We start from the raw sequence: 23,541 nt of genomic DNA, 5'->3' as shown, positions 1-23,541 counted from the left end.
GCTACCATTCAGTAGACCCGTCAGTTGTGTTCCGGGTCACATTTCAAAGAATCCTCACCTTTCCCCGGCGCACTGTGCTCGACCGGCGCCACCTGCGGCCGAGCAGGCGGAACGGGGTCCGAGGGTGGCGTGATCCACACCGCTCGTGAGCACGATCAAAGATCAGGCGCCCGGACGAGTCGTCCGGTTAGCCTGACCTGGTGCACACACCCGACCTCGACCGCCTGGACGTCGCCATCCTGGCCTGCCTGCAGTCCGACGCCCGCACGATCGCCGAGAGCATCGGCGCGAAGGTGGGCCTCTCCGCCGCCGCCGTGCAGCGGCGGATCAAGCGGCTGCGCGAGGCCGGGGTGATCGAACGCGAGGTGGCGGTGCTGTCGCCGCAGGCGCTCGGGCTGTCGATGACGTTCGTGGTGATGGTCGAGATGGAGCGGGAGAGCCTCGCGGTGCTCGACGGGTTCCGGCGGCAGGTGCTCGCGGACGACAGCGTCCAGCAGTGTTATTACGTCACCGGCAACGCGGACTTCGTGCTCGTGGTGACCTGCCGGGACATGGCGGACTTCGAGGCGTTCACGCGGCGGATGTTCTTCGACAACCCGAACGTGCGGCACTTCACGACGTCGGTGACGATGGACCGGGTCAAGACCGGACTGACCCTGCCGCTGGAGCCCTGAGCAGTCCAAAAAGGACACCTCGACCTCGTCACCACGGGTATCGGCCCGAACGCAAGGGGTCTGTGCCCGGCGTTACACCACTATGGACAGGTGCAGCCGATAGCGTGAACGTGGCCGGAGTCGCGTCATTCGCCCCGTGCCCGGCCATCTCCTCCCCGAGACGAAAAGTTCGCGCCGCGCGAACCACGAGCACCGAGGAGTGGCCGTGCACACCGACGCAATTCACCAGAGCCAGTTCGTTCTGCTGAACAACAGCAGCACGCCCGTTCTCTCCCGCCTGTCCTTCCACGTGGCGGAGCCGTACGCGGTCACCGTGGCGTTCCGGACCGAGCGCGGCCGGTGGGTCGAGTGGACCTTCGCGCGTGAGCTGCTCGCCGCCGGTCTCACCGACCCCGCCGGGCTCGGCGACGTCCGTGTCCGCCCCGACCTGTCCGAGGACGAGGCCATGTTGACGCTGGAAATCGAGTCACCCGACGGTTATGCGTCGTTCGAGCTCGAGCGTGAGGACGTCGAGTCCTTCCTCGGCTCGACCTTCGAGCTGGTTCAGCTGGGCTCCGAGAGCGAGTACTTCGACGTCGAGGCCCTGATCGAAGAGATCAGCAACGTTTAACCACCCGAACCACCGCTCCCGCGGTACGAAGACGAAGGGCGGCCCGAGTGCGCTGGAGGCACTCGGACCGCCCTTCGTCCTATTCGGTGGTTCTCGGCGACCGGGGGTGGAGTCAGCCGAGGACCAGGGAGGTCCCGGTCGCGGACAACGCCGGCCGGACCGGGAAGAAGTACGTCACCGAGCTGTTACCGCCGGACAGCATGCCCTGGGCCTGGTTGCCCGCGATGAACGAGCCGCCCGAGTCGCCCGCCTGGGAGCGCACGTTGGTGGCGGTCATGCCGTAGACCGTGCCTTCGGCGTAGCGGACGGTCTGGTTCTTGGCGCCGACGGTGCCGCAGGTCCAGCCGGTGGTAGAGCCCGACTTGCAGACCGAGGCGCCGGTGGCCGCCACGTTCGAGCCGCTCACGCGGGTGCCGTTGTTGATGACGCCGCGCGGCGTCCAGTTGCTGTTGACCCGGACGCTGGCGTAGTCGTTGCTCGGGAAGCTGACGCGGGAGAACGAGCCCATCGCGACCCGGTTGGAGCCGGTGACGGTGCCCGGGCCGCAGTGCCCGGCGGTGAGGAAGCCGCCGCTGACCGAGAACCCGATCGAGCACCGCGAAGAGTTGTTGATGTAGTAGGCGTCGCCACCGCGGACGTCGTACTTCAGGGTCGGCGCCGAAGTGGTCTCGACCACCGCGACGGCGGTCTTGTCGACGCCCGTCTTCTCCAGGTACGAGTCGACGACGCCGCTCTTGCCCGGCAGTACGTTCAGGGTCACGCGGTTGGTCTTGGTGTCGACGCCCCAGCCGGTGATCGCGCCGTCCGCAGCGCGCTCACCCGCGTTCAGTTTGTCCACAGTGGAATCGAGCTGGGCGGCCGAGAAGCGCACCAGTTCCGCTTCCGCGCCGCTGGCGGCGACCTGGCCCAGCTTCGCCGCGTCCGTGACACCGACGCGGAGCTTGCCGGTGGCCTCGTTGTAGCTCGCGCCGCCGAAGCTGCCGGCGAGCGCCGAGGCGAGTGACTGTTCGAGAACGCCGGCGGCGGTCTCGCTCTGGATCCTGGCGAGTGCCTGGCCGGCGGTCAGGCCGAGGTCCCGTTGCAGGGCGGGAACCATCTCGGTGTTGAGCAGGGTGTCCGAGGACGCTGCCGCGGGGGTACCCGTGACGAGCGCACCGGTGGCCAGTGCTGCCGCGGCGGCCACACCGAGGAGCTTCGTGATCTTCATGCTTCTCCCTCGTCATCACGCACGGCTCCGGTTCGCCATGCGATAGCCCTCCCCCGACGGGTGAGAGTTCTGGAACGGGACGAGGTCCGCAATCCGGGTCGGCGCGGGATAGGTATACCCATTCTTCGGGAACCGAATCCCCAGCTCCAGGGGTGGTCACCTAGAGCTGGCACCCGTACGGACACGTCCGTAAGTAGGGATTCCTGTGAATACCTTGCGTAGTCATGGCCACCCCCTGAACGTGGGATGAATCGCCGGATCGGGTTTTTCGCCGATGTTTCGAGGGTCTGGTGATTTTCCAACCGACGATCCGTCAGCCAACCGGTGACGGTGCGTTCGCGGACGGCCTAACGAGGTGCCCGTGCTGTCCGTGTTGGGTGGTTTACGACCAGGTAGGCAGTGCTTAGGCTCCGCAGGACAACGCACAAGATCGTGTCGGGCTCAGCGGGAACTCCCAACCGAGGAGCGCATGATGTGGCTTGCCACCCCTCGCCCGACCTCGGTTTCGGTCCGCGCCGGATCGACGGCACTCGTGGGCCGCGACGTCGAGGTCTCGGCGATCGTGAAGATCCTGCTGCGCCGTCCCGCCGCCGTGCTGATCGAAGGCGAACCGGGGATGGGCCGCAGCAGGTTGCTCGAAGAGCTGGCCGGACGCCGTGAGTTCGCGGCGGGCCGGGTGCTCTCGGGTGCCTGTCAGCCGATGCGCGAGCCGTTCCCGTTCGGGCCGGTGCTCGAGGCGCTGCGGTCGGCGGGCGACCGGCCGCTCGGCCCGCTCAGCCCGGTCGCCGGGGTACTGAGACCCTTGCTGCCCGAACTCGCGGAAAGCCTTCCACCCCAACCGGAACCACTCACCGACCCGTGCGCCGAACGGCACCGCCAGTTCCGCGCCGTCCGGGAACTCCTGATCGCCTGCGGGCCCGCGCTCGTCCTGATCGACGACCTTCAGTGGGCCGACGAGGGCACTCGTGACCTGATGCGGTTCCTCGCCGCCGCCATGCCCGCCGAACTGGCCGTCGTCGCCGCGTACCGGACCGGCTCGCCGTCGAGGCACGGAAGCGCGGGCATCCCGTTCCGCACCCCGCCGAACGTCCAGACCGCCCGCGTGACGCTGGGTCCGCTCGACGTCGAGGCCGTCGGGAAGCTGGCCGAAGAGCTGCTGGACCTGCCGCGGGTGTCCGCGCCGTTCACCGCGAAACTCCACGAGAGCACCGCCGGGATCCCGTTCGTGGTCGAGGAGACCCTGCGGGCGCTGCGGGACGCCGCCGGACGGCTGCCGATCGGCGAAGTGCTTTCCGACCGGCTGCTGGAAAGCCTCGAAGTCCCGATCTCCCTGCGCGAAGCCATCACCGAACGGCTCGAAGGGCTGCCCGAACCCGCGGTCCGGCTGGCCTGCGCGGCGGCGGTGCTCGCCGTCCCGTCCGAACCCTCGGTGATCGGCGAACTCGCCTGCCTCTCCGGTGACGCGCTCCGCTCGGCCCTTCTGTCCACTTTGGATGGCGGGGTCCTCGGCGAACTCGGCGGCGACCGCTACGGCTTCCGGCATCCCTTGGCCCGCAAGGCCGTCTACGACACCGTCAGCGGTCCGGAGCGGACCCTGCTGCATTCACGCGCCATCCAGGTGCTCGCCACCCAGCCGGTCCCCCCGCTGACCCAGCTGGCGAACCACTCGCGCGCGGCGGGGCGGACGGAACAGTGGCGCCACTACGCCGAAGCCGCCGCCGACGAGGCCATCGCCCACGGCGACACCTCACGCGCGATCGATCTGCTCCAGTCGGTCCTCGCCGAGGCCGGCCTCGGCGAGGACGACATCGCCCGGCTGGCCACGAAACTCAGCCAGGTCGCGCTGCGCGGATTCCGCCCCGACGTCATCGAGACGCTGGAGCGGATCCTCGAAGACCTCACCGAACTGCGCCCGAGCGTGCGCGGGACGATCCGGCTCAGCCTCGGGATGCTGCTGGTCCGCACGATCGGGCGGCTCGGCCGCGGCCGGGTCGAGGTGGAGAAGGCGATCACCGAACTGGTCGACGAGCCGGAACTGGCCGCCCGCGGAATCAACCTGCTCGCGCAGCCGATCGACGGGCTGACCCCGTTGTCCTGGCACGAGGTCTGGATGGAGCGCGCCCGCGAGGTCTTCGACCGGATCGAAGACCCGGAACTGCGGCTCGCGCTCCTCGGCGACCGGATCTCCACCCAGGCGCACATCGGCGACGGGGCGGCCTGGGCCGAGTTCACCCGGCTGCCGGACCAGGGCAGCGGCGTCGCCGAACGCGTCCAGCTCGCGCGGCTGTGGTGCAACCTCGCCGACGCGCAATCCTGGGCCGGCCATCTGACCAGGGCCGAAAAGCTGGTCACCGAAGGGATCCGCCGCGCGACCGACGCCGGCGCGCTCTACGCCGCCGGGCTCGCCCAGGGCACCCGGGTCCGGCTGGACTGGGTTCGCGGCAACTGGTCCGGGCTCGCGGAGACCACCGAACAGCTCCGCGACGGCTATCCCGACCTCGGCCCGATCGTCATGGAGTCCTCGCTCGTCCTCGGCGGGCTGGCCGCCGTGCGCGGGGAATTCGCCGCCGCGCAACGCCATCTGACCGCGGCGAGCGTGCACGCCCCGGAGCACGGCCCCATCCCCGTCGTCCTTTCGGCGGCGGGAGTCCTCATCCGGGTGCTCCTCGCGACGGAAGACGTCGACGGAGCGTGCGCGGCGGCCGACAACGCCGTCGCGGCGGCCCGGCGCAAGGGTGTCTGGGTGTGGGCGGCGGGGCTGGTCCCCGCCGCGGCAGAGGCCTACACACGGGCCGGGCGCTGGTCGGAGGCGGACGCCGTGGTCGAGGAGTTCGCCCGCGGCGTCGAGGGCAAGGACTCGCCGGTCTCCCGGGCCGCGCTGCTCGCCGGCCGGGCGATCCTGCTCGACGCGCGCGGCAAACACCCCGCCGCGGCAACGGTTTTCGACGAGGCGGCGGCGGGCTACGAGGCGCTGCCGATGCCGTACCAGGCCATCGGCGCCCGGGAGCGGGCGGCACTGTGCCGTCTCAACGCGGGCCGTCTCACCGCGGACCGGCTCACTACGGACCGGCTCGGCGCGGACCGGCTCGGCGCGGGCGGCCGCCCCGCGATCGAGGAGCTCGCGGCGGCCGCGGAGGCCTACGAGCGGCTCGGCGCGACCAGGGACGCAGGCCGGTGCCGCCATCTGCTGCGGGAGCACGGCGCGTGGGCGCCCTCGCAGCGCGGGCGGCGCGGCTACGGCCAGGAGCTCTCGCCCCGTGAACTCGAGGTCGCGAAGATGCTTTCCGACGGGCGCACGAATCGGGAGATAGCGGACGGACTGTTCCTTTCCCCGCGTACGGTGGAACAGCATGTGGCGAAAGTCCTACGGAAACTCGGCGCCCGTTCGCGGACCGATGTGGCCCGCCGGATGACGACTTACGCACCGGCGACGGTCGACCGGTAGCGGCCCGCTGAGCGGCCGTTATTCCTTTAGGGGCAAGAAAAGTGCCCGATCGGGCATGGTGATCCATTCCATCGGGTTCAGCGGTGTTCGTATGGTTCCGTACAGTCATGCGCTGTGCTAGTTTGTTTTGGCCATTAACAAAGTCGGCCCCCTCTATGCAGGTCAGCCGATCGGGACGGGGTCCGACCCCCGTGAGGGAGTAGCGCAGAAGCATGGCTGAACGAGCCGATTTCGCGCTGGGGACGGTAGAGGCGACTGTGGTCGGGCAGGCGCTGGGCGTCGATGTCCGGTTGTTTCCCTTGCGCGTCCAGAACACTTCGATCGACCCGGAGCGGTACGCCGCGGTCATCCGGCGGGTCTACACCGATCTCGAGCAGCGCCGCCTGTCGATCAACGGCGAGCTGAGCCCGGCCATCCGCACCGCGTTCGAGCTGCTCTCGAACCACCGGATCACCGTTTCGATCAACGGCATCGACGGCATCGGCCAGGACATCGCCGTCCTCACCCTCACCGACGGCAGGCAGGCGCTCGGCATCACACAGGCCCACGGCGACGACCTCCTGCAGTTCGCGCTCTTCTCGGACGAAGAGCTGGTCGAGGTCCTCTCCGGGGTCCTGCCCCGGATGCGGCCCGCGTCGACCGGCCGCCGCACGATCGTGCAGAAGGAGGAGCGCGCCGTCTCGGCGATGACCGCGCGACGCCAGGCCGAAGCCGAGTTCGACGAGGAGGAGACCGACGCGTTCGGCAACCTCCAGTTCACCGGCGTCGTCCGCGCCAGGACCGAGGCTCCGGCCCCGCGCAACGACGAGAGCGACCTCGAGGTCCTGGAGAAGGTGCTGTCCGGAACCCGTCTCGGCGGCGGGCACATCATCGTGAGCGGGATCGGCCGCCGCGGCGAGCGGCTCCGGTCGACGCCGTTGAGCTGGCTCGACACCGAAGACGGCCGGTACTTAGTCTGGACCGAGACCGACGAAGCCTCGGGCGCCGTGATCGGTCACTACGACCCGGCCAGTCAGGCGGGCGTGGCGAACTCGATCCGGGAAGCCATCGCTGACATCTACTGACCCTCCTGAACCCGGCGAGAGGATCCTCCGTTGACTGAGGAAGCACAAGAACTGCAGCCGACGGCCGCGTGGCAGCCGATGAAGATGCTCGCGGGCGCGCAGCTGAAGCGCATGGCGGTGCAGGGCGGGTTCGCCGTCGACGAGACCACCGGCCAGGAGATGATCCGGTCACTCCAAGGTGTGATCGACAGCCTCGAAGAGCGCTGGAGCGCGCTGACCAAGCTGCAGAAGTCGCCGCCGATGAGCGACACCGCGACCGCGCGCTGGGTCTCCCAGCACATGCAAGGCACCGCGAACGACGCGCAAGGCCTGCTCACGCAGCTCCAAGCCGCTCGCGCCGAGTTCCCGACCTATGTCGAGGCGATCGAACTCGCCAAGAAGAACTACCGCGAACGCGATGACGAGAACCAGCGCAACCTGACGCGGATCGACACCGAGATCTAGAGGAGAGACCCGTGACCGAAGCCGCGGAGAAGACCGCGAAGGTCTCCGACCCCGCCTCGCCCGACTACAACAAGCTCGACCCGCACTACGACGTCACGGCCGATTCGTCGTCCGCTTATTACGTCGGGCCGCTGGCGGACGAGGCCGCCTCCGGTGACGAGATCCGGGCCGGGGCGGCGGCGGGGACCAACGTCATCTTCAATCTCCTCGGCTGGGGTGACACGGCGCTCAACGGCTTCAAGGACCAGTTCACCCAGAAGATGTACGAGGGGCAGCTGGAGAAGGCGCGCGACGGTCTCGACAAGGATCTGGAGATCCGCAAGCCCGGCGAGCCGCCGTCCACGGTCTGGAGCAACGCCACCCACGAGCAGATGCAGACCGTGATCTCGGGCAACGCGGATCCGGCCGCGGTGGGCGAGACCTCCGAGGAGTGGGTGCGGGCGGGCAACGACCTGGCCTCGCACCAGCGCAACCTGGCGAAGGCGATCAACGCGAGCACGGGCAACTGGCAGGGCGAAGGCGGCGACGCGGCCCGCGAGCACCTCGCCGGGGTCGGCAAGTGGCTCGGCTCGACCGCGAACGGCGCGACGCTGACCGGTCGTCAGCAGCAGATCCACTCGCAGACGCTGAACGAGACGCAGAAGCTGATGAAGGCGAATCCGCCGGTGGCGTTCAGCGTGCAGGAGGCCAACGCCAACCTGCAGACGATCAAAGACCCGCAGCAGTACATGTCGCAGCTCGGCAAGGATCTCGAGACCTTCAAGAAGCAGCAGGACGCGCGCGACCAGGCCGCGAAGGTGATGACCGAGTTCGACAGCACGGTCGGTTCGGCGATCGCCACCCCGGCGTTCCCGCCCCCGCCGAAGCTGCCGACGGCGCAGGCGACCAGGCAGCTGCGGGGCACTCCGATGTCCGGCGGCGGTGGCGCTTCGCCGGCCTCCCTTCGCGACCGCATGTCGCCCGAAGGCGCGGACGGCACGCAGAGCCCCAGCCCCTTCAACGCGGGCTCGGACCGCACGCGCCCGGACGGCATCGCCGCTTCGATCGACGGGTCGCCGCAGGGCGGTCCCGGTGGCGGGCCCGGCACCGTGTCGCCCTTCAGCTCGCCGAACGGCGGCCCGGGCGGTGGCGGTCCCGGCGGTGGTCCCGGTGGCGGCGGCTTCAGCGGCGGCGGTTTCCCCGGTGGCGGCGGCCCTGGTGGCGGTCCCGGTGGCGGCCCCGGCTCGAACCCGGCCATGCCCAACATCAACATCCCGAACGGGCCGGGCGGTGGCGAGAGCTACCGTGCCCCGGCGGCGACTTATCAGCCGCCGAACATGCCGAAGATCGACGAGGGCACGCACACCACGGGCTACACGCCGCCGTCGGTGACGCCCCCGTCGTTCAACCCGCCGAACATCCCCATCCCCGAGTCCGGTGGCCCGCGCCCCGGCGGCGGTCTCCCGTACAACCCGCCGAACATCGGCATGCCGAACATCCCCGGCGGCGGACCGGGACCGGTCATGCCGAAGATCCCGCCCATGCCGCGACCGGGTGGCATCGGCGAGCGGCTCGGCGGGCCGACGTTCCCGGACCCCTCGTCGGTCAAGCCCACGCCGTACACCTCGCCCAAGTTCGGCATGCCGAACATCCCGGGTGGAGGCACCGGCGGTAGCGGAATCGGTGGTACCGGCGGCTTCGGCGGCGGTACCGGTGCGGGCGGCTCCGGTGCGGGCGGCTCGGGCGCAGGCGGTCTCGGTGGCGCCGGAAGGTCGACGGGCGCGCTCGGTATGGGCGGCGCCGCGGGCGCGATGGACGCCGAGGCGGCCGCGGCCCGTGCGGCCGGTTCCGGTTCCGGTTCCGGCAAGCCGGGCACCCCCGGCGGCATGGGCCCGATGGGTGGCGGCATGGCGCCCGGTGGCAAGGGGAAGGGCGAGGACGACAAGGAGCACAAGGCCGCCGACTACCTCGAATCCGACGACCCGTCCTTCTTCGCCGCCGACGAGATCGTCGCGCCGCCGGTGATCGGTGACTGGAAGAACAAGGACTGGAAGTGACGGCTTCGTTCGAAGTCGATCCGGACGACCTGACCGCGCACGCGAGCCATCTCGAAGGGCTCGTGGACCGGTTGGACACCGCGCACGGCGCGACCGGATCGGCGATGTCGGCGGACGCGTACGGCCTGCTGTGCGCGTTCCTGCCGCCGATCGTCAACCCGACCGGCGAACGCGCGGCGGAGGCGATCAAGTCCGCCGCGGAAGGGATCCGGACGACGGCGGACAACGTCCGCACCGCCGCGAAGTCCTATGTGGAAGGCGACAAGAACAACGCGGAACCGTTCAACGCCGACTTCAAGGCCTTGGACATCGGAGGAAAGAAGTGACCCGCCCGAACGAACTCGGGGATCTCATCCGGGATCCCGACGAGGCACAACGCAAGATGGACCAGTGGGCCCAAGGGCTCGAAGACAAGGCACAGCGCTACGCGGCCGCCCAGGAGCGGACCGAGCAGTTGCGGCTGACCGCGTCCAGCTCCGACGGTGCCGTCAAGGTGACCGTCGGGGCGGACGGCGGCGTGACGGGCCTCGAATTCGGGACCAAGGCGAGGACGTACCCGCTGGAGGAGCTGTCGCGGCAGATCCTCACGACCATGCACCGGGCGCAGGCCGGGATCTCGGGTCAGGTCGCCGAGGTCATGCAGGAGACGCTCGGCGACGAAGACCAGGAGACCCGGTCGCTGATGATCGGCACCCTGCGCAGCCGCTTCCCCGAAATCGAAGAGGAAGAGCCTGCTCCGGACGACGCTCCCCCCGCGCCGTCCTCCGACACCCCGCAGGCGCCTCGTGACAAGCGCCATGAAGCACCGGACGACGAGGGCAACTCACCCTGGTGAGCACGTCGTTCCTGAACATCGAAGAAGGTCGTTTTGGGTAACCCACTGGTCGCGGACGTAAAGGACTCGACGAAGGCGTACACCGGCTCCTCTCTGCTGGAGTCGGCGTTCGATCTGAAATCGGCCATCGAAAGCGGCGACTGGGCTTCGGTGGCGCTGGGCGCGGTCGGAACCGCGCTCGACGCGCTGTCGATGGCGATGGACCCCTTCGGCGCGATCCTCGCGAACGGCGTCGGCTGGCTGATGGAGCACGTCGGCCCGCTCAAGGAAGCGCTCGACGCGCTGACCGGCAACGCCGACGAGATCAACGCCAACTCCGAGACGTGGAAGAACATCGCGACCGAACTCGGCGCGGTCGGCGCGGATCTGGCCGGGATGGTGTCCGCCGATCTGCAGAGCTGGACCGGGATCGCGGCCGACACCTACCGCGACCGGGCCAAGGACACGGTCACCCTGCTGGACGCGGCGAAGGCGGGCTGCGAAGGCGCCTCCAGCGGGGTGAAGACGGCGGGCGAGGTGGTCGCCGCCGTGCGCGCGCTGGTGCGCGACATCATCGCCGAGCTGATCGGGCACATGATCAGCTGGGCGCTGCAGGTGCTGTTCACCCTGGGCATCGGGCTGACCTGGGTGGTCCCGCAGGTGGTCAACGCCGTGGCGAAGACGGCGAGCAAGATCGCGAACCTGACGAAGAAGACCGTCAAGGCGCTCAAAGCGCTGATGCCGCTGCTGAAGCGGGCGGACGACCTGTTCGCCGACGCGGCCAAGGCGCTGAAGAAGCTGCAGCCCGGCAAGGGCGCGCCTGGGCCCAAGCCGAACAAGCTGGACGAAGGCACGACGCCCAAGAGCAGCCCCAACGGCGACAAGGGCGGCGACACGTCGCCGTCCGGCGCGCCGCCCAAGAACGACCCGCCACCACCGCCGCCGCCACCGAAGAACGACCCGCCGCCTCCGCCGAAGAACGAGACCCCGGACGGGCCGACCACGCCGTCCGGCAGCCCGCCTCCGCCCAAGGAGCGCGGCGCCCCCAAGCCGGAGCCGGACAACCGGATCAAGAACAACAACAACGATCCGGGCAACGGGGTCCCGCCCAAGAAGCGCGACGACTGTGGCGACCCTGTCGACGTCGCGACCGGCTCGATGATGCTGACGCAGGACGACGTCGTGTTCGCCGGTGTCCTGCCGCTGACCGTGTCGCGAACGCATCTTTCGTCGTACTCGCTCGGCCGGTTCTTCGGCTCGTCGTGGGCGTCCACTTTGGACCAGCGGATCGAGGTCGAAGACGACGGCCTGCATCTCGCGCTCGCCGACGGGTCGCTGCTGACCTATCCGGTCCCCCTGTCGGACGCCCCCGTCTACCCGGCTTTCGGACAGCGCCTTCCGCTGTCCAAAGTGGACGACGGCTACGCGGTGTCCACTCCGGACGGAATGCTGCTCTTCTCCGGCGCCGGGGACACGCTCCCGCTGCGCGGGATCGGGGGCGGCGACGGGCACCGGATCTTCCTGCGCTACGACGAAAACGGCGTTCCGCGCGAACTGGAGCACACCGCCGGATACCGCCTGCTCGTCGAGTCGAAGGACGGTCTCGTCACCGCACTTCGCCTGCCCGGCGCGGAAACCGCGGTCCAGAGCTACCGGTACGACGAGCGGCGCCGTCTGGTCGAGATCGTCGACGGTGCCGGTTCGCCCCTGCGGTTCACCTATGACGCCGCGGGCCGCATCGTGCGCTGGGAGGACGTCAACGGGCGCTCGTACGGGTACGGGTTCGACGCCGAAGGCCGCGTCGTCCGCGCGCAGGGCACCGGTGGCTTCCTCGACGTCGACATCGCCTACGACCGGGAAAACCGGGTCACGTCGGTCACGAACTCACTCGGCCACGTCACCCGCTATCAGCTGGACGAACTGCACCGGGTCGTCGCGGAGACCGATCCGCTGGGCAACACCACGAGGTACGAGCTCGACAGCTTCGGCAAACTGCTCAGCCGCACCGACGCCCTCGGCCGCACGACGCGGTGGGAAATGGACGACGAGGGCAACGTCGTCACCGTGATCCAGCCGGACGGCGGCCGCGCGCTCGCGGAGTACAGCGCGCTGAACCGGTGGACCAGCATGACCGGACCGGACGGCGCGGTCTGGCGCCGCGAGTACGACGCGCGAGGGAAGGTCGTCCGTGCCACGGATCCGACCGGCGCCGCCACCACCTACGGGTACGACGACGCGGGCAACGTCGCGGTCGTGACCGACTCGCTCGGCGGGGTCACGCTGATCGAGTCCGACGCGGCGGGCCTGCCGGTCTCCATCACCGATCCGCTCGGCGGGATCACGCGGTACACCTACGACGAGTTCGGGCAGACCACCTCGGTCACCGACCCGCTCGGCGAGGTCACCAGGACGAAGTGGGACGGCTTCGGCGAAATCGCCGAACAGATAGACCCCGACGGCTCCGTGTGGCACTGGAACCGCACCACCGAGGGCTATACCGACGAAGCGGTGGACCCCCGCGGGCTTTCGGTGCGCACCGAGTACTCGCAGTTCGACCTGCCCACCGCCGAAATCGGCCCGGACGGCGATCGGCTGTCCTACGCGTACGACACCGAGCTGCGGCTGGTTTCGGTCACCAACGAACACGGCCTTGTCTGGCGCTACGACTACGATCCCGCCGGCAACCTGATCAGCGAGACCGACTTCAACGGCCGCACCACCCACTACGGCTACGACGCGGCGGGGCAACTGGTGTTGCGCGCCAACAGTCTCGGCCAGACCGTCGCCATCGAACGCGACGCGCTCGGCCGGGTCGTCAGCCGCCGGGCGGGCGACGACGTCGCCACGTTCACCTACGACGCGGCCGACCGGATGACCTCGGCGCGCAACGCGCATTCCGAGGTCACCATCGCCTACGACGCGCTGGGCCGGATCGTCGCGGAAGCCCTCAACGGCAAGGCCGTCCTCTCGGAGTACGACGCCGCCGGCCGCCGTGTCGGCCGCCGCACCCCGTCGGGCGCCGAGTCGTTCTTCGCCTACGACGCCGCGAGCCGCCCCGTCGCGCTGCGGACCGCCGGGCGCACCATGCGTTTCGAGTACGACCCCTCCGGTCGTGAAGTGCTGCGGCGCCTCGACGGCACGCCGGTCGAGCTGCGCCAGGGCTGGGACGCCGCCGACAGGCTGACCTCCCAGACCGTTTCCAATGGCCGGGGTGTCGTTCAGCACCGCGAGTACGGCTACCTGCGGGACGGGCTCGTCTCGTCGATCTCGGACCTGATTTCGGGGCCGCGTTCGCTGCGGGTGGACCGCGCGGGCCGGGTCGTCGACGTCCAGGGGCAGGGCTGGCGGGAAAGCTACGGCTACAACCTCGCCGGCGCGATCACGCAGGCGGGCTGGCCCGGCGCGGATCCCGCCGTCGGACCGCGGCACTACCAGGGCACCCTGGTGACCGGTGCCGGTTCGACGTCGTACCTGCACGACACCGAAGGCCGCACGATCGCCCGCCGCAAACTCGGCCGCGACTGGACCTACCAGTGGAACTCCGACGACCGGCTGACCGGCGTCGTCACGCCCGAGGGCGAGCGGTGGCTCTACCACTACGACGCGCTCGGGCGGCGGATCGCGAAACAGCACCTCGACCTCCATGGCCGGATCCTCGAACAGATCGACTTCGTCTGGGACGGCTCGAACCTCGCCGAGGAGATCCGAGGCGGCGTCGCCGTCGTCTGGGACTGGGAACCGGGCACGGAACGGCCGATCACCCAGATCGAACGGATCCCGGGACAGGACGCCCGCTTCCACGCCATCGTCACCGACCTCGTCGGCTCACCGAGCGAACTGGTCGACGAAGCGGGCAACGTCGCCTGGCACGTGCACACCTCGTTGTGGGGCAAGGTGCTTTCGCCGCCGGGGCAGGCGTACACGCCGTTGCGCTTCCCCGGCCAGTACCACGACCCGGAAACCGGGCTGCACTACAACTTCAAGCGCTACTACGACCCGGACACCGGGCGGTACCTCTCGCACGACCCGCTCGGCCTCGAACCGGCGTCGGATTCGCTGGCCTACGTCGGCAACCCGACGGACATGATCGACCCGCTCGGTCTCGTCGCGACGAAGCCGACGAAAAGCCCGTGCCCCAAGGCGCAGGCCAAGGCCGCCCTCGGCAAGAAGAAGTCGCCGGGCAACCGGGTCACCAAGCCGAAGCCGACGCCGGGACCGAAGAAGCCGCGGCGTCCGCCGCAGAGCTACGCCGACGGCACGCACGGCGCGAAGAAGCGCGAGCAGAACCGGCTCACGGGGAAGTACGACAACGACCTCAAGGCCGACGGCCGGGACAAGGTCTCCGGGCAGTCCCACGAGTCAGAGCACCCGATCCCCTACGAGGCGATCGGCCGCGGCAGTGGCGGCGCACGGGGTTCGGGCCACGCCCAGAAGGACATCGAGAACCACGCCTGGGCCTACCAGGAGGCCAAACCCGCGCACGCCTCGCACCAGGGCACCGGCAACAAGGGCTACGAGGGCGATTCCGGCTTCAGTGGCAAGTCCTACCGCGACGCCGAGCGCAACGCGATCGAGGCGGGCGACCCGAACACCGCGATCCAGCTCAACCAGCTCGACTACGCCTTCCAAAAGCCGTTCAAGGACACCAACAACACCCTCGACGGCAAGATCGCGGACGACTCGTACCACAAGATGATCGACGACGCGCACGCCAGCGGTAAGGGCCTCACCTATTCGACCGGCCCCGGGACGACCGCGACCACCCCGCCGCTGTCCGATCTCGACCGCAGGGAACTGCACCTGACCCGGGACACGGTCCGGGACGGCGAGTGGCCGGACCAGGTGAAGCGGACCTACGACGACGACCTCAAGGACATCCACGACGCGGCCTACAAGACGCCGACCAAGGCCGACTGGGACAAGCTGGAGGCCGGCGGCTTCGGTCCGCTCGACACCGGCAAGAAGAAGGACCCCAACGCGATGGACACCGACTGACCTCCCTCCCGCGTTTCGTCCTCTGGTTGCTGTACTTGCGTGTGCATGTACCGCAACCAGAGGACGAAACGCGGGCGGGTCAGGGCGAGTCAGGCGGCGGCGAGCGAGACGACGCGGTTCCGGCCGTTCCGCTTCGCCTGGTAGAGCGCGGAATCGGCGACATGCAGCAGACGTTCCAGAACGGTCCCACCGGCCGGATAGACCGCGGCGCCGATCGAGACCGAAAGGCCTCGTACGGTCCGCGGCCCCGAAACCGTCCCGACTTCGACCTCGATGTCCATCACCGCCTGCCGGACCCGCTCGGCCACGGGGATCACTTCGGTCTCCGTCGCGCCGGGCAGGAGTACGACGAACTCTTCGCCGCCGAAGCGCCCGACAGAGTCGTAGTCGCGTACGTGCTCGGAGATCGTCGTCGCGACGACCTTGAGCACGACATCGCCCGCGAGATGGCCGTAGACGTCGTTGACCTGCTTGAAGTGGTCGAGATCGAGCATCAGCACGCCGAGCTTGCTCTTCGCCCTGGCCGCCGACGAAAGCTCCCGCTCGCTCAGCAGATGCCACGCGTGCGCGTTGAGCACCCCGGTCTTGCCGTCGATGTTCGCCGCGATCTCCAGCTGCCGCACCAGCACACTGCGGTGCAGCACCAGGACGGGCAGCAGGACGAACGGGACGAGCGCGGGCGCGTGCACGATGCCCAGCGCGGTCGACGTCCCGAGCACCAGCGTGGTGACTTCCAGCAGGTTGTCGTCACCGGTGCCGAACAGCGAACGCAGCGACCGGCCCCCGGTGTGCAGGTAGACCGAGAGCGCCACGATGACCGCGTTGGCCACGGTGAACACGGCCGCCGCCTCGACGATCCGCAGTGACCCGGTGAACCCGACGGGCAGGCCGTTCCAGCCCGCGACGATGGCCCCCGAAGCCAGGCAGGACAGCACTATCGCCGCCGCGCAGTACACGACGCGGTAGGCCGGGCGGTGGCTCATCCCCCGCCATACCCGGAGCCAAAGGTGCAGGTAGATGAGCAGTCCGAGGGCGAGCGCGAGCCCCGGCGGCAGGACGAGCACCCCCGCGAAGGTCCACACCGAAGTCATGTTGATGTGCGGCCGGTCACAAAGCGTGCGCCGCAGCCGTTCCACCGAACGCGAAAGCTCGGCCTGCAGGAAGGCGAGGCCGAGCAGTGATCCAAATCGGACGAATTCCGTAGTCTCGTAGTTCGATCGGAGCAAGGCGATTACGGCGAGTGCCGCCGCAAGTCCTTCCACAATAAGAAAAACCGCAGGTACGCCACGTGGTCCGGACCATAACTCCCAGCGTCCCACCCAGGCTCTCAGACGTGTGCCGGCCCCTTCTCCGGCGAGTTCCGCATCCCCCATAATCATCGTCACCGGTCCCCCTTCCGTACACATTTCAATGTATCCGAGGTAGTACTGAGGGTGGCTCGCGTTATTTTCGGAACACACAGATGGAGCAGTGGGAGGGAGGACCATCATGAACGGTCGCGAGGACTGATCCCACCAATTCAGCCGGTCCGGCTCCCGGCCGGGAGCCATACATCGGGCCCGGTGGCGATGGTGCGTTTCCACGCCATCGCCATCGGGCCCGCCGTGGCGACGGCGACCGCCGCGGCCACCCCGACGGCCACGAACGGACCGGTCAACTGGGCGAGACCGCCCGCGAGCATGATCCCGATTCCTTGCACCGTCACCAAACTCGTCGAGGTCAGGCCCATCACCTGTGCCCGGACGCCGTCCGGCACCGCGCGGGCCATCAACGCGACCGCCTGCAGGTGGTACGGCGCCGCGCAGGCCCCGCTGAGCACGATCAGCGCGAGGCAGACCGGCAGCGACGGACGGAAGAAGACAAAAAGCAGAGGAACAACGGATGCAATGGCGAGAATGCCGACCATTCGCGTTTTCCGCCGAGCGGGAACCCATTTCGTGAAGATCCACGATCCGATTACCGAACCGACCGGATCCGCCGCGAGAATAAGTCCGACCGCGAAAGTCCCCGCCCCGAGTCCGACGGCGAGCGGTGCCGCGAGCCCTTCCGGCGCGATGGCGAACCCGGCGAGCATCTTCAGTCCGAACAGTACCCGGATTCCCTTGCCACGCCACAGTTCCCGGGCGCCTTCACCACTGAAAGCCCGTGCCACCCGGCTTTTCACCGATGATTCCGTGGCGGCGGGTGTCCGGCGACGAACCCCTGTGGACACGAGGAGCGCCGAGACCACAAAGGTCACCGCGTCGATCACCAGTCCCCAGTAGGGCGTCACGAGCCCGATCACCAGCCCGCCGCCGCCGAAGCCCGCCAGCTGTGCCGTTTGGATGGTGATCGTCCGGACCGCGAGCCCCGCGACGTACCGTTCGCCCTCGAGGACGTCCGGGAGCAGCGCGAGTTGCGCCGCCCGGAACGGACCGCCCGCCATCGTCAGGATCACCAGCAGCCCGGCCAGCACCGGCAGCGGTGTCCCCGGAATTGCCATCAGCGCCGCGATCCCCGCGCGCAGCAGATCGCAGACGATCATCACCGTCCGCCGCGAATACCGGTCGGCCAGCCCGGCGAACAGGGTGCCGCCGATCAGCGTCGGCAGATACGTCAGCCCGTAGGCGAGCCCGGTCAACCCGGCCGACGCCGTTCTTTCCCAGACCAGCACCGACAAAGCGACCCTGGCCAGCTGGTCACCGGCCTGCGAAAGCGCCTCGGCCGCCCACAACGCCCGGAACTCGCCGACGGCGAAAGCCGCCATGAACGCGGTGCTCCGAGCGGAATCCCCCTTTTCCATGAGCCCCTCCCCTTGGCTCACGGTAGTCGATCACTTCCGTTGTGTCAGCGACCATCCGGCCCACGACGACGGTGAGTGTCCACTGTGGAGAGACGATTCCGCGTGGTCAGCGGCCTGCGCCGTAGCCCATCATCCCCTGTGCCATTTCCATCGCCAGCGAGCTCGCCACGGCGGGATCCATCATGTTCCGGAAGCCCTCCGTGGTCTTGTCGCGCGATCCGGTGTCGGAGCGTGGTTGCTCCGTCGGCCGGGTCTCGGCGGGCGGCAGGGCGACGACCTGTTCCCTGGCGGGCTTCCTCTTCGTCGTCGCGGGCGCCTGCTGCTTCACGGTGACCGGGACATAGACGGTCACCGGGGCGGCCTGCGGCGCGGGCGGTGCGGGCGGCGGGGTGGCCTGCTGGGTCACCACGGCGGGCAACGGCTGCTCGGGCAAGGCGGTGTCATCGACCGGTTCGAGGGTGAACGTACCGGCGAACCAGCCGATCGCGAGCAGGGCCACGCCCGCTCCGCCGACCAGCCAGGACCGGGCGCGGCGGTGGATGACGACGGCCTTGGGCCGCAGATCCTTGTCGACGACCGGATCGCAGACCGGGGTCCGGACCGGCATCGGCTCGGGAACGGGCTCGTTCTCCGGGCTGCGCCGCCGTTTCGGCAGACTCGCCGCAATGATCCCCGTCCGGTCCAGCAATTCGGCGGTCTCGACGGGCACGCTCGCACAGAGCGCGGCGTCGGTCGGCGTACGGCGCTGGGCGGCGCGCGGCATGGGGACCTCCGGAAGGGGAATCACGAACTTGAGCATTGTGGTGCATTTCCGACGCCGCCGTAAGTAACGCACCCCGATCGAGTTATCCCGAGCCGTCCGGACCACGGAGGGTTACTCCATTCAGAGGTTCCTCATCCCCAAGCGCCCCAGCAGTGCCAACGGCCGCTGGTAAAAGGAGCCGAGAACCCGGGGAATCGCGTCGATGACATAGGCGTCGGGGCCGATCAGGATGCGCGGCGTCCCCCGTTCGATACCGCGCACGATGGTCTGCGCGGCCTTCGCGGGTGTCGTCCTCGCGATCTTTTCGAAGCCCTCCGCGGCTTTGTCGATGTCCCGCTCGACGCCGCCCCGCGCGTCGCGGGCGATATTCGTCTTGATGCCACCGGGATGCACGCAGCTGACCTTGACCGGATGCCGGGCGATCAACATTTCCTGTCGCAGTGCCTCGGTGAACCCCCGCACCGCGAATTTCGCCGCGTTGTAGGCACTCTGCGTGGGCACTCCGATGAAGCCGAACACGCTCGAAAGGTTGACGATGTGCCCGTCACCCGAAGCGATCACCTGCGGCAGAAAGGCTTTCGTCCCGTTGACCACTCCGCCGAGATTGATCCCCATCAGCCAGTCGTAGTCGTCCCAGGTCATTTCTTCGACCGTCGCGCCGAGCGCGACCCCGGCGTTGTTCACCACGACGTTGGCGCCCCCGAAATCGACGGCGACCTCCTCGGCGTGCGCGAGAACGGCGTCACGGTCCGCGACGTCCAGCTCGTACGCCTTCGCGGTCGCGCCCGCTTTTTCACACAGCGCGACGGTGCCGGCCGCGCGGACGACGTCGACGTCGGACAGCGCCAGCCTGGCCCCGCGCCCCGCCAGGTCGACCGCGAGCGCCTGACCGATTCCCGACCCCGCGCCCGTGATCACCACGACCTTGTCCGTGAACGACTTCATACCCGCTCCCATCCAGCTCGACTGTTACCGGAGGTAACACATACTACGGCTGTGAGCTTGCTGTGCGTTGATCGATTCGGGCTGTGTTCGTGGACCGCTTATGGTGATCTGTAGCCAGGACAGCCGTGGACGAGCGAAAGGAAGGCGATGCGCCGCGCCCTGTTACTCGCTCTTTGCGTCGTTCTGACCGGTTGCTCCGCCGCGTCGGATCCCGACGGGACCGACGCCGACACCGCCGCCGCGGCGACCGTGGCGGCCACTCCTGCTTCGCCGCTCAACCCGGCGATCGGCGCGCTCTTCATCGAAGGATCGCATTTCTGCACGGCCAGCGTCGTCCACAGTGGCCCGGGAGATCTCCTGCTCACCGCGGCACATTGCCTCCACGACGGCGAAGGCGGCGAGTACGCGACCGGGATCTCGTTCGCGCCCGGCTATCACGACGGCGTCGCGCCCTACGGCTATTGGGACGTCTCGGATCCGCAGGTTCCCGAAGGCTGGGCCGATTCGTCCGATCCGGACTTGGATGTCGGATTCGCGACCGCGCGTCAGGCAGGTAACCCGAAGACTCTCGAAAGCGTCACCGGTGCCAACAACCTGGTGGCCGGCGGCGGGTTCGCCCACACGATCACCCTGACGGGTTATCCGGACGAACGAGAGGCGCCGGTCGTCTGCCACGGCGCCAGCGAGCAGGCCGACACCTACCAGATGCGCGTCTCCTGCCCCGGCTTCACGACCGGCACCAGCGGCGGCCCGTGGGTGGTCGACCCCGATCCGAAGACCGAACTCGGCACCGTCGTCGGCGTGATCGGCGGCTATCTGTACGGCGGGGACGATCCGGACACGTCCTACAGCAGCTATTTCGACACCGACGTCGCCACCTTGTACCGGAAGATGGACACGCGGGGATGATCTCCCCATGAGCATCCACGACGTCCCGATCACCGGCGAGCCGATCCGCCTCGGCCAGTTCCTCAAGTTGGCCAACCTCGCCGAAGACGGCTCGCACGCCAAAGACCTCCTCGACGCCGAAGAGGTCACGGTCAACGGCGAGGTGGAGGTCCGGCGCGGACGTCAGCTGACGAACGGCGACGTCGTGGAGGTCGGCGGCGAAGGCGGCCGCGTCGTCCTGGCCTAGCGGCCCTGGTCAGGCGCGGCGTCGTGAGTGGCGATTCGGGATTGGGCAAAAGGTGGCTTAGGTACCTACTGGATTCTGGCTGCGGTCGTTCACGGGGTCGGGCCGTGAAGGACCCCTTGCCTACCTTGAGAGTAGTGATGGAGGCCTTCACTACTCTCGTGATCGCCACGGTCGCCCCATTCATGCCCGATTCGAGCGCTTTGCACGGTTTCGCGCGGGGGTCGTGAGTGATAAGAAGCGTTAGAACGACACTTACCGCTCACGACCTCCCCGCGAACCACTCAAATCGGGCAAAGATGCGCCGGAAATGTCCTTTGTGGACATTTGGGGAGCGTGTCAGGCCACGGATGACGAGCCCACTCCGTCGCCCCTGTGACCAGCGGATAGCCGACTTTGCCGGAGCCCTGGCGCCTAGCGCAATGAAGGGGTCCTTCACGTACTTCCGGGTGACCAGGGTGCTGGAGCGGGAACGTGGCTTCCGCAACACCCGCCCTGCGTCCGGCACCGAAGGACGGGCACGAGCGCGCCACTCACGACGTCTTGGCCTAGCAGGAGCTGAAGGGGCCTTTCCCCGCATCACATGCGGCGAAAGCTCCCTTAACCGCGTCTCATGCGGGGAAAGTCCCCTTCAGCTCGTCCTGGCCTAGCGGCCCTGCAGTGGCGCCAGGCGCAACGCCTTGGCGAGTTCTTCGAGCTCCCGGTGCACCGGCTCGTTCAGCGGGACACCCAGCGCCTGGCACTGTTCGAGGTACTGCGCCTCACGCCAGCCGGGGTAGCGGACCGGGGTCCCGCCTTCCCAGCCGAGCAGGCTGCCGAACAACGCGCTCGCGGCCTTGTAGAAACCGTCCGCGCTGCGCAGCGTCGTCGGCGCGATCGCCATCACCATGAGACCGGTGTCGTGATCGTGGTCGCCCACGCCCGACAGGACCCCGGCGAAGATCTCGACCAGCAGGGAAAAGCCGGCAATCGAGGCGCTGGCCGCACCGGCAGTGTCCGCGAGGGTGTCCAGGTCGAGGACGAATTCGGGGTACGCGCCGGCGGGGGCGGCCATGCCGAGCGGGTTCGCGGCCGTCCCGCGCTCCCCGCCCGCCGCCATGACGAGCCCGATCATGGTGTGCGGCAACGCCCTCGCGGCGTGGTGCCCGGCGCGGCCGAACGGCCCGACGCCGCGCACCGACATGAGCCCGACGCCGTACCGGCCCGCGCGGGACACCGCCCGGTCCATCGCGTCACCGACGGCCCAGAGCCCCGGCGCGCGGCGGTAGTCGATCAGGGCGGCGGCGCCGCGGTCGGCGATCATCAGCGGTTCGGCGCGCGGCCGCACCATGCCGTTGACCAGCATCGGCAGATGCAGCCGCGTCAGTTCGGCGACCCCCGATTCGGGGGTTCCGGTGAGGTCGCCGTGGCACAACGCCTCGGCGGCCATGCGGGCGCGCGACCACGGCAGATCGTGCGAGGTGAAGACCTCGGTGACGAGGTCGATCAGGGCGTCGATCGGGACGCGCTGCCAGACCTGTTCCGGGATCGGGGAGGGTTCGGCCGGTTCGGGGATCGGCTCGACGGGCGCACGGCGGAGGGAGCGAGGTCTGAGGGGCACTCCGCCGAGGGTGCCTAAGTGCGTTTTTCGGCGTCAACGAACCTGACCACCTTCTAACCGACTGTGTGATCGAAGCGCCCGGAAGCGTCGGTGGGCGGACGTACGATCGGGGCATGTGCCGGAACATCACCACGCTTCGAGGCCTGGAGCCGGCGGCGACGCCGGACGAGATCGAGGCCGCCGCCCGTCAATACGTCCGCAAGGTGTCCGGGGTGCAGAGCCTCTCCGACGCCACGCGCGAGCCCTTCGAGGCCGCCGTCGCCGAGATCACGGCGATCACCAGGCGGTTGCTCACCGAACTGCCAGCCCGCCGTCAGCCGCCGACGACGGTGCCGCCGTTGCGCCGTCCCGAGGTCCAGGCGCGCATCGCCGCGAAGGCAGCCAAGACTCAGGCGTCCTGAACCAAGCATCGGCGGTTACGGTGAGCCGGTGACATATCCGCAGGACCCCTACGGTCAGCAGCAGCCCTACGGACAGCAGCCCACTTACGGGCAGCAACCTCCGTACGGGCAGCCGTACCAGCAGCCGGGCTATGGCTACGGCCCCGCCATGCCGCCGCAGGACCAGGGCCTGGCGATCGCGGCACTGGTCGTGTCGATCGCCAGTCTGGTCGTCTGCACCGGGCTGCTGTCGGTCATCGGTGTGATCATGGGGCATATCGCGCACTCGAAGGCCAAACGCGGCGAAGCCGGCGGCCAGGGGATGGCGCTCGCGGCGATCATCATCGGCTACATCGGCGTCGCGATCATCGTCGGTCTCGTGCTGTTGTTCGTCATCATCGGTGTCGCGACCGACTGGGACTTCGACTAGTCCATCCATGCCCCCGCCACCACCCTCAACGGAAAGCTTCGCTTCGAATACATCCGAAGCGTTCGGTTAACAGACCGTCGGATATCCTCGGTGGCGGTAGCGTGTCCGAGCGGCCGAAGGAACATGTCTTGAAAACATGCGAGGGCTCTGTCCTCCGTGGGTTCGAATCCCACCGCTACCGCCAGTCTTGAGAAAGCGAAGCCCCCCAGATCGGCTGACC

General features: G+C 68.9%; 19 protein-coding genes and 1 tRNA gene. 14 read left to right on the top strand and 6 right to left on the bottom strand.

Going from position 1 to position 23,541, the window contains the following annotated elements; all coding sequences use genetic code 11:
* The first annotated feature begins 200 nt into the window (after positions 1-200).
* Positions 201-674, top strand: coding sequence for an Lrp/AsnC family transcriptional regulator (locus ACLJPX_RS22490; protein ID WP_101613664.1), 474 nt, complete (start codon positions 201-203; stop codon positions 672-674).
* A gap of 205 nt (positions 675-879) precedes the next feature.
* Positions 880-1,284: an SsgA family sporulation/cell division regulator gene (locus tag ACLJPX_RS22485; protein ID WP_101613663.1), complete on the top strand. Its 405-nt coding sequence runs from the start codon at positions 880-882 to the stop codon at positions 1,282-1,284.
* Positions 1,285-1,396: 112 nt separating this feature from the next.
* Here the strand turns inward: ACLJPX_RS22485 and ACLJPX_RS22480 are convergent, their stop codons facing one another.
* Positions 1,397-2,491 (bottom strand): S1 family peptidase, encoded by a 1,095-nt coding sequence (locus tag ACLJPX_RS22480; RefSeq protein ID WP_410601795.1) that lies wholly within the window; start codon positions 2,489-2,491, stop codon positions 1,397-1,399.
* Between the two features lie 472 nt (positions 2,492-2,963).
* On the opposite strand from ACLJPX_RS22480, the gene ACLJPX_RS22475 reads away from it, so the two are divergent.
* From ACLJPX_RS22475 to ACLJPX_RS22445, 7 genes are all read left to right on the top strand, one after another.
* Positions 2,964-5,936, top strand: a complete 2,973-nt coding sequence (locus ACLJPX_RS22475) for a helix-turn-helix transcriptional regulator (RefSeq protein ID WP_410601794.1) — start codon at positions 2,964-2,966, stop codon at positions 5,934-5,936.
* 212 nt (positions 5,937-6,148) lie between these two features.
* Positions 6,149-7,000: an ESX secretion-associated protein EspG gene (locus ACLJPX_RS22470; protein ID WP_101611831.1), complete on the top strand. Its 852-nt coding sequence runs from the start codon at positions 6,149-6,151 to the stop codon at positions 6,998-7,000.
* Between the two features lie 30 nt (positions 7,001-7,030).
* The gene (locus ACLJPX_RS22465; RefSeq protein ID WP_410601793.1) at positions 7,031-7,444 is read left to right on the top strand and encodes a hypothetical protein; all 414 of its coding nucleotides are present in this window, start codon (positions 7,031-7,033) and stop codon (positions 7,442-7,444) included.
* A gap of 11 nt (positions 7,445-7,455) precedes the next feature.
* Positions 7,456-9,480: a hypothetical protein gene (locus ACLJPX_RS22460; protein WP_410601792.1), complete on the top strand. Its 2,025-nt coding sequence runs from the start codon at positions 7,456-7,458 to the stop codon at positions 9,478-9,480.
* A complete protein-coding gene (locus ACLJPX_RS22455) occupies positions 9,477-9,806 on the top strand; it encodes a type VII secretion target (protein WP_101611830.1) in 330 nt (109 codons plus the stop codon). The genes ACLJPX_RS22460 and ACLJPX_RS22455 overlap by 4 nt, the downstream gene beginning before the upstream one ends.
* Positions 9,803-10,315: a YbaB/EbfC family nucleoid-associated protein gene (locus ACLJPX_RS22450; RefSeq protein WP_410601790.1), complete on the top strand. Its 513-nt coding sequence runs from the start codon at positions 9,803-9,805 to the stop codon at positions 10,313-10,315. The genes ACLJPX_RS22455 and ACLJPX_RS22450 overlap by 4 nt, the downstream gene beginning before the upstream one ends.
* Before the next feature lie 33 nt (positions 10,316-10,348).
* A complete protein-coding gene (locus ACLJPX_RS22445) occupies positions 10,349-15,289 on the top strand; it encodes an RHS repeat-associated core domain-containing protein (RefSeq protein WP_410601789.1) in 4,941 nt (1,646 codons plus the stop codon).
* 89 nt (positions 15,290-15,378) lie between these two features.
* On the opposite strand, the gene ACLJPX_RS22440 is transcribed toward ACLJPX_RS22445, so the two are convergent.
* The 4 genes from ACLJPX_RS22440 to ACLJPX_RS22425 all read right to left on the bottom strand — a co-directional run bounded on the left by ACLJPX_RS22440 (position 15,379) and on the right by ACLJPX_RS22425 (position 19,779).
* Positions 15,379-16,515, bottom strand: a complete 1,137-nt coding sequence (locus ACLJPX_RS22440) for a sensor domain-containing diguanylate cyclase (protein WP_233223066.1) — start codon at positions 16,513-16,515, stop codon at positions 15,379-15,381.
* Between the two features lie 293 nt (positions 16,516-16,808).
* The gene (locus tag ACLJPX_RS22435) at positions 16,809-18,071 is read right to left on the bottom strand and encodes an MFS transporter (protein ID WP_410601788.1); all 1,263 of its coding nucleotides are present in this window, start codon (positions 18,069-18,071) and stop codon (positions 16,809-16,811) included.
* Positions 18,072-18,177: 106 nt separating this feature from the next.
* On the bottom strand, positions 18,178-18,834 hold the full coding sequence (locus ACLJPX_RS22430; RefSeq protein ID WP_410601787.1) for a hypothetical protein: 657 nt from the start codon (positions 18,832-18,834) through the stop codon (positions 18,178-18,180).
* 120 nt (positions 18,835-18,954) lie between these two features.
* Positions 18,955-19,779 carry an SDR family NAD(P)-dependent oxidoreductase gene (locus ACLJPX_RS22425; RefSeq protein WP_410601785.1) on the bottom strand — a complete coding sequence of 275 codons (825 nt, stop codon included), beginning with the start codon at positions 19,777-19,779 and terminating at the stop codon, positions 18,955-18,957.
* A 147-nt stretch (positions 19,780-19,926) separates the two neighbouring features.
* Here ACLJPX_RS22425 and ACLJPX_RS22420 point away from each other — a divergent pair, with 147 nt between their 5' ends.
* On the top strand, positions 19,927-20,688 hold the full coding sequence (locus tag ACLJPX_RS22420) for a trypsin-like serine peptidase (RefSeq protein WP_101611824.1): 762 nt from the start codon (positions 19,927-19,929) through the stop codon (positions 20,686-20,688).
* Between the two features lie 7 nt (positions 20,689-20,695).
* Entirely contained in the window at positions 20,696-20,914 is a 219-nt protein-coding gene (locus tag ACLJPX_RS22415) for an RNA-binding S4 domain-containing protein (protein WP_005149665.1), read from the top strand.
* Between the two features lie 643 nt (positions 20,915-21,557).
* On the opposite strand, the gene ACLJPX_RS22410 is transcribed toward ACLJPX_RS22415, so the two are convergent.
* Positions 21,558-22,511: an Ldh family oxidoreductase gene (locus ACLJPX_RS22410; protein ID WP_410601784.1), complete on the bottom strand. Its 954-nt coding sequence runs from the start codon at positions 22,509-22,511 to the stop codon at positions 21,558-21,560.
* Positions 22,512-22,624: 113 nt separating this feature from the next.
* Here ACLJPX_RS22410 and ACLJPX_RS22405 point away from each other — a divergent pair, with 113 nt between their 5' ends.
* The 3 genes from ACLJPX_RS22405 to ACLJPX_RS22395 all read left to right on the top strand — a co-directional run bounded on the left by ACLJPX_RS22405 (position 22,625) and on the right by ACLJPX_RS22395 (position 23,505).
* The gene (locus tag ACLJPX_RS22405) at positions 22,625-22,912 is read left to right on the top strand and encodes a DUF2277 domain-containing protein (protein ID WP_101611822.1); all 288 of its coding nucleotides are present in this window, start codon (positions 22,625-22,627) and stop codon (positions 22,910-22,912) included.
* A gap of 28 nt (positions 22,913-22,940) precedes the next feature.
* On the top strand, positions 22,941-23,321 hold the full coding sequence (locus tag ACLJPX_RS22400; protein ID WP_410601783.1) for a DUF4190 domain-containing protein: 381 nt from the start codon (positions 22,941-22,943) through the stop codon (positions 23,319-23,321).
* A 95-nt stretch (positions 23,322-23,416) separates the two neighbouring features.
* Positions 23,417-23,505, top strand: a tRNA-Ser gene (locus ACLJPX_RS22395).
* Positions 23,506-23,541: the final 36 nt, after the last annotated feature.

It is taken from the genome of Amycolatopsis sp. lyj-90 (assembly GCF_046549035.1).
In the GTDB taxonomy this organism is placed as follows: Bacteria; Actinomycetota; Actinomycetes; order Mycobacteriales; family Pseudonocardiaceae; genus Amycolatopsis.
Note: the sequence above shows the minus strand (reverse complement) of the source record. Positions and strands in the feature narration are given on the sequence as shown.

Coding starts and splice junctions, on each gene's coding strand:
- ACLJPX_RS22480 (WP_410601795.1), bottom strand. CDS start 2,491: ATGAAGATCACGAAGCTCCTCGGTGTGGCCGCCGCGGCAGCACTGGCC.
- ACLJPX_RS22475 (WP_410601794.1), top strand. CDS start 2,964: ATGTGGCTTGCCACCCCTCGCCCGACCTCGGTTTCGGTCCGCGCCGGA.
- ACLJPX_RS22470 (WP_101611831.1), top strand. CDS start 6,149: ATGGCTGAACGAGCCGATTTCGCGCTGGGGACGGTAGAGGCGACTGTG.
- ACLJPX_RS22435 (WP_410601788.1), bottom strand. CDS start 18,071: ATGGAAAAGGGGGATTCCGCTCGGAGCACCGCGTTCATGGCGGCTTTC.
- ACLJPX_RS22430 (WP_410601787.1), bottom strand. CDS start 18,834: ATGCCGCGCGCCGCCCAGCGCCGTACGCCGACCGACGCCGCGCTCTGT.
- ACLJPX_RS22425 (WP_410601785.1), bottom strand. CDS start 19,779: ATGAAGTCGTTCACGGACAAGGTCGTGGTGATCACGGGCGCGGGGTCG.
- ACLJPX_RS22420 (WP_101611824.1), top strand. CDS start 19,927: ATGCGCCGCGCCCTGTTACTCGCTCTTTGCGTCGTTCTGACCGGTTGC.
- ACLJPX_RS22415 (WP_005149665.1), top strand. CDS start 20,696: ATGAGCATCCACGACGTCCCGATCACCGGCGAGCCGATCCGCCTCGGC.
- ACLJPX_RS22405 (WP_101611822.1), top strand. CDS start 22,625: ATGTGCCGGAACATCACCACGCTTCGAGGCCTGGAGCCGGCGGCGACG.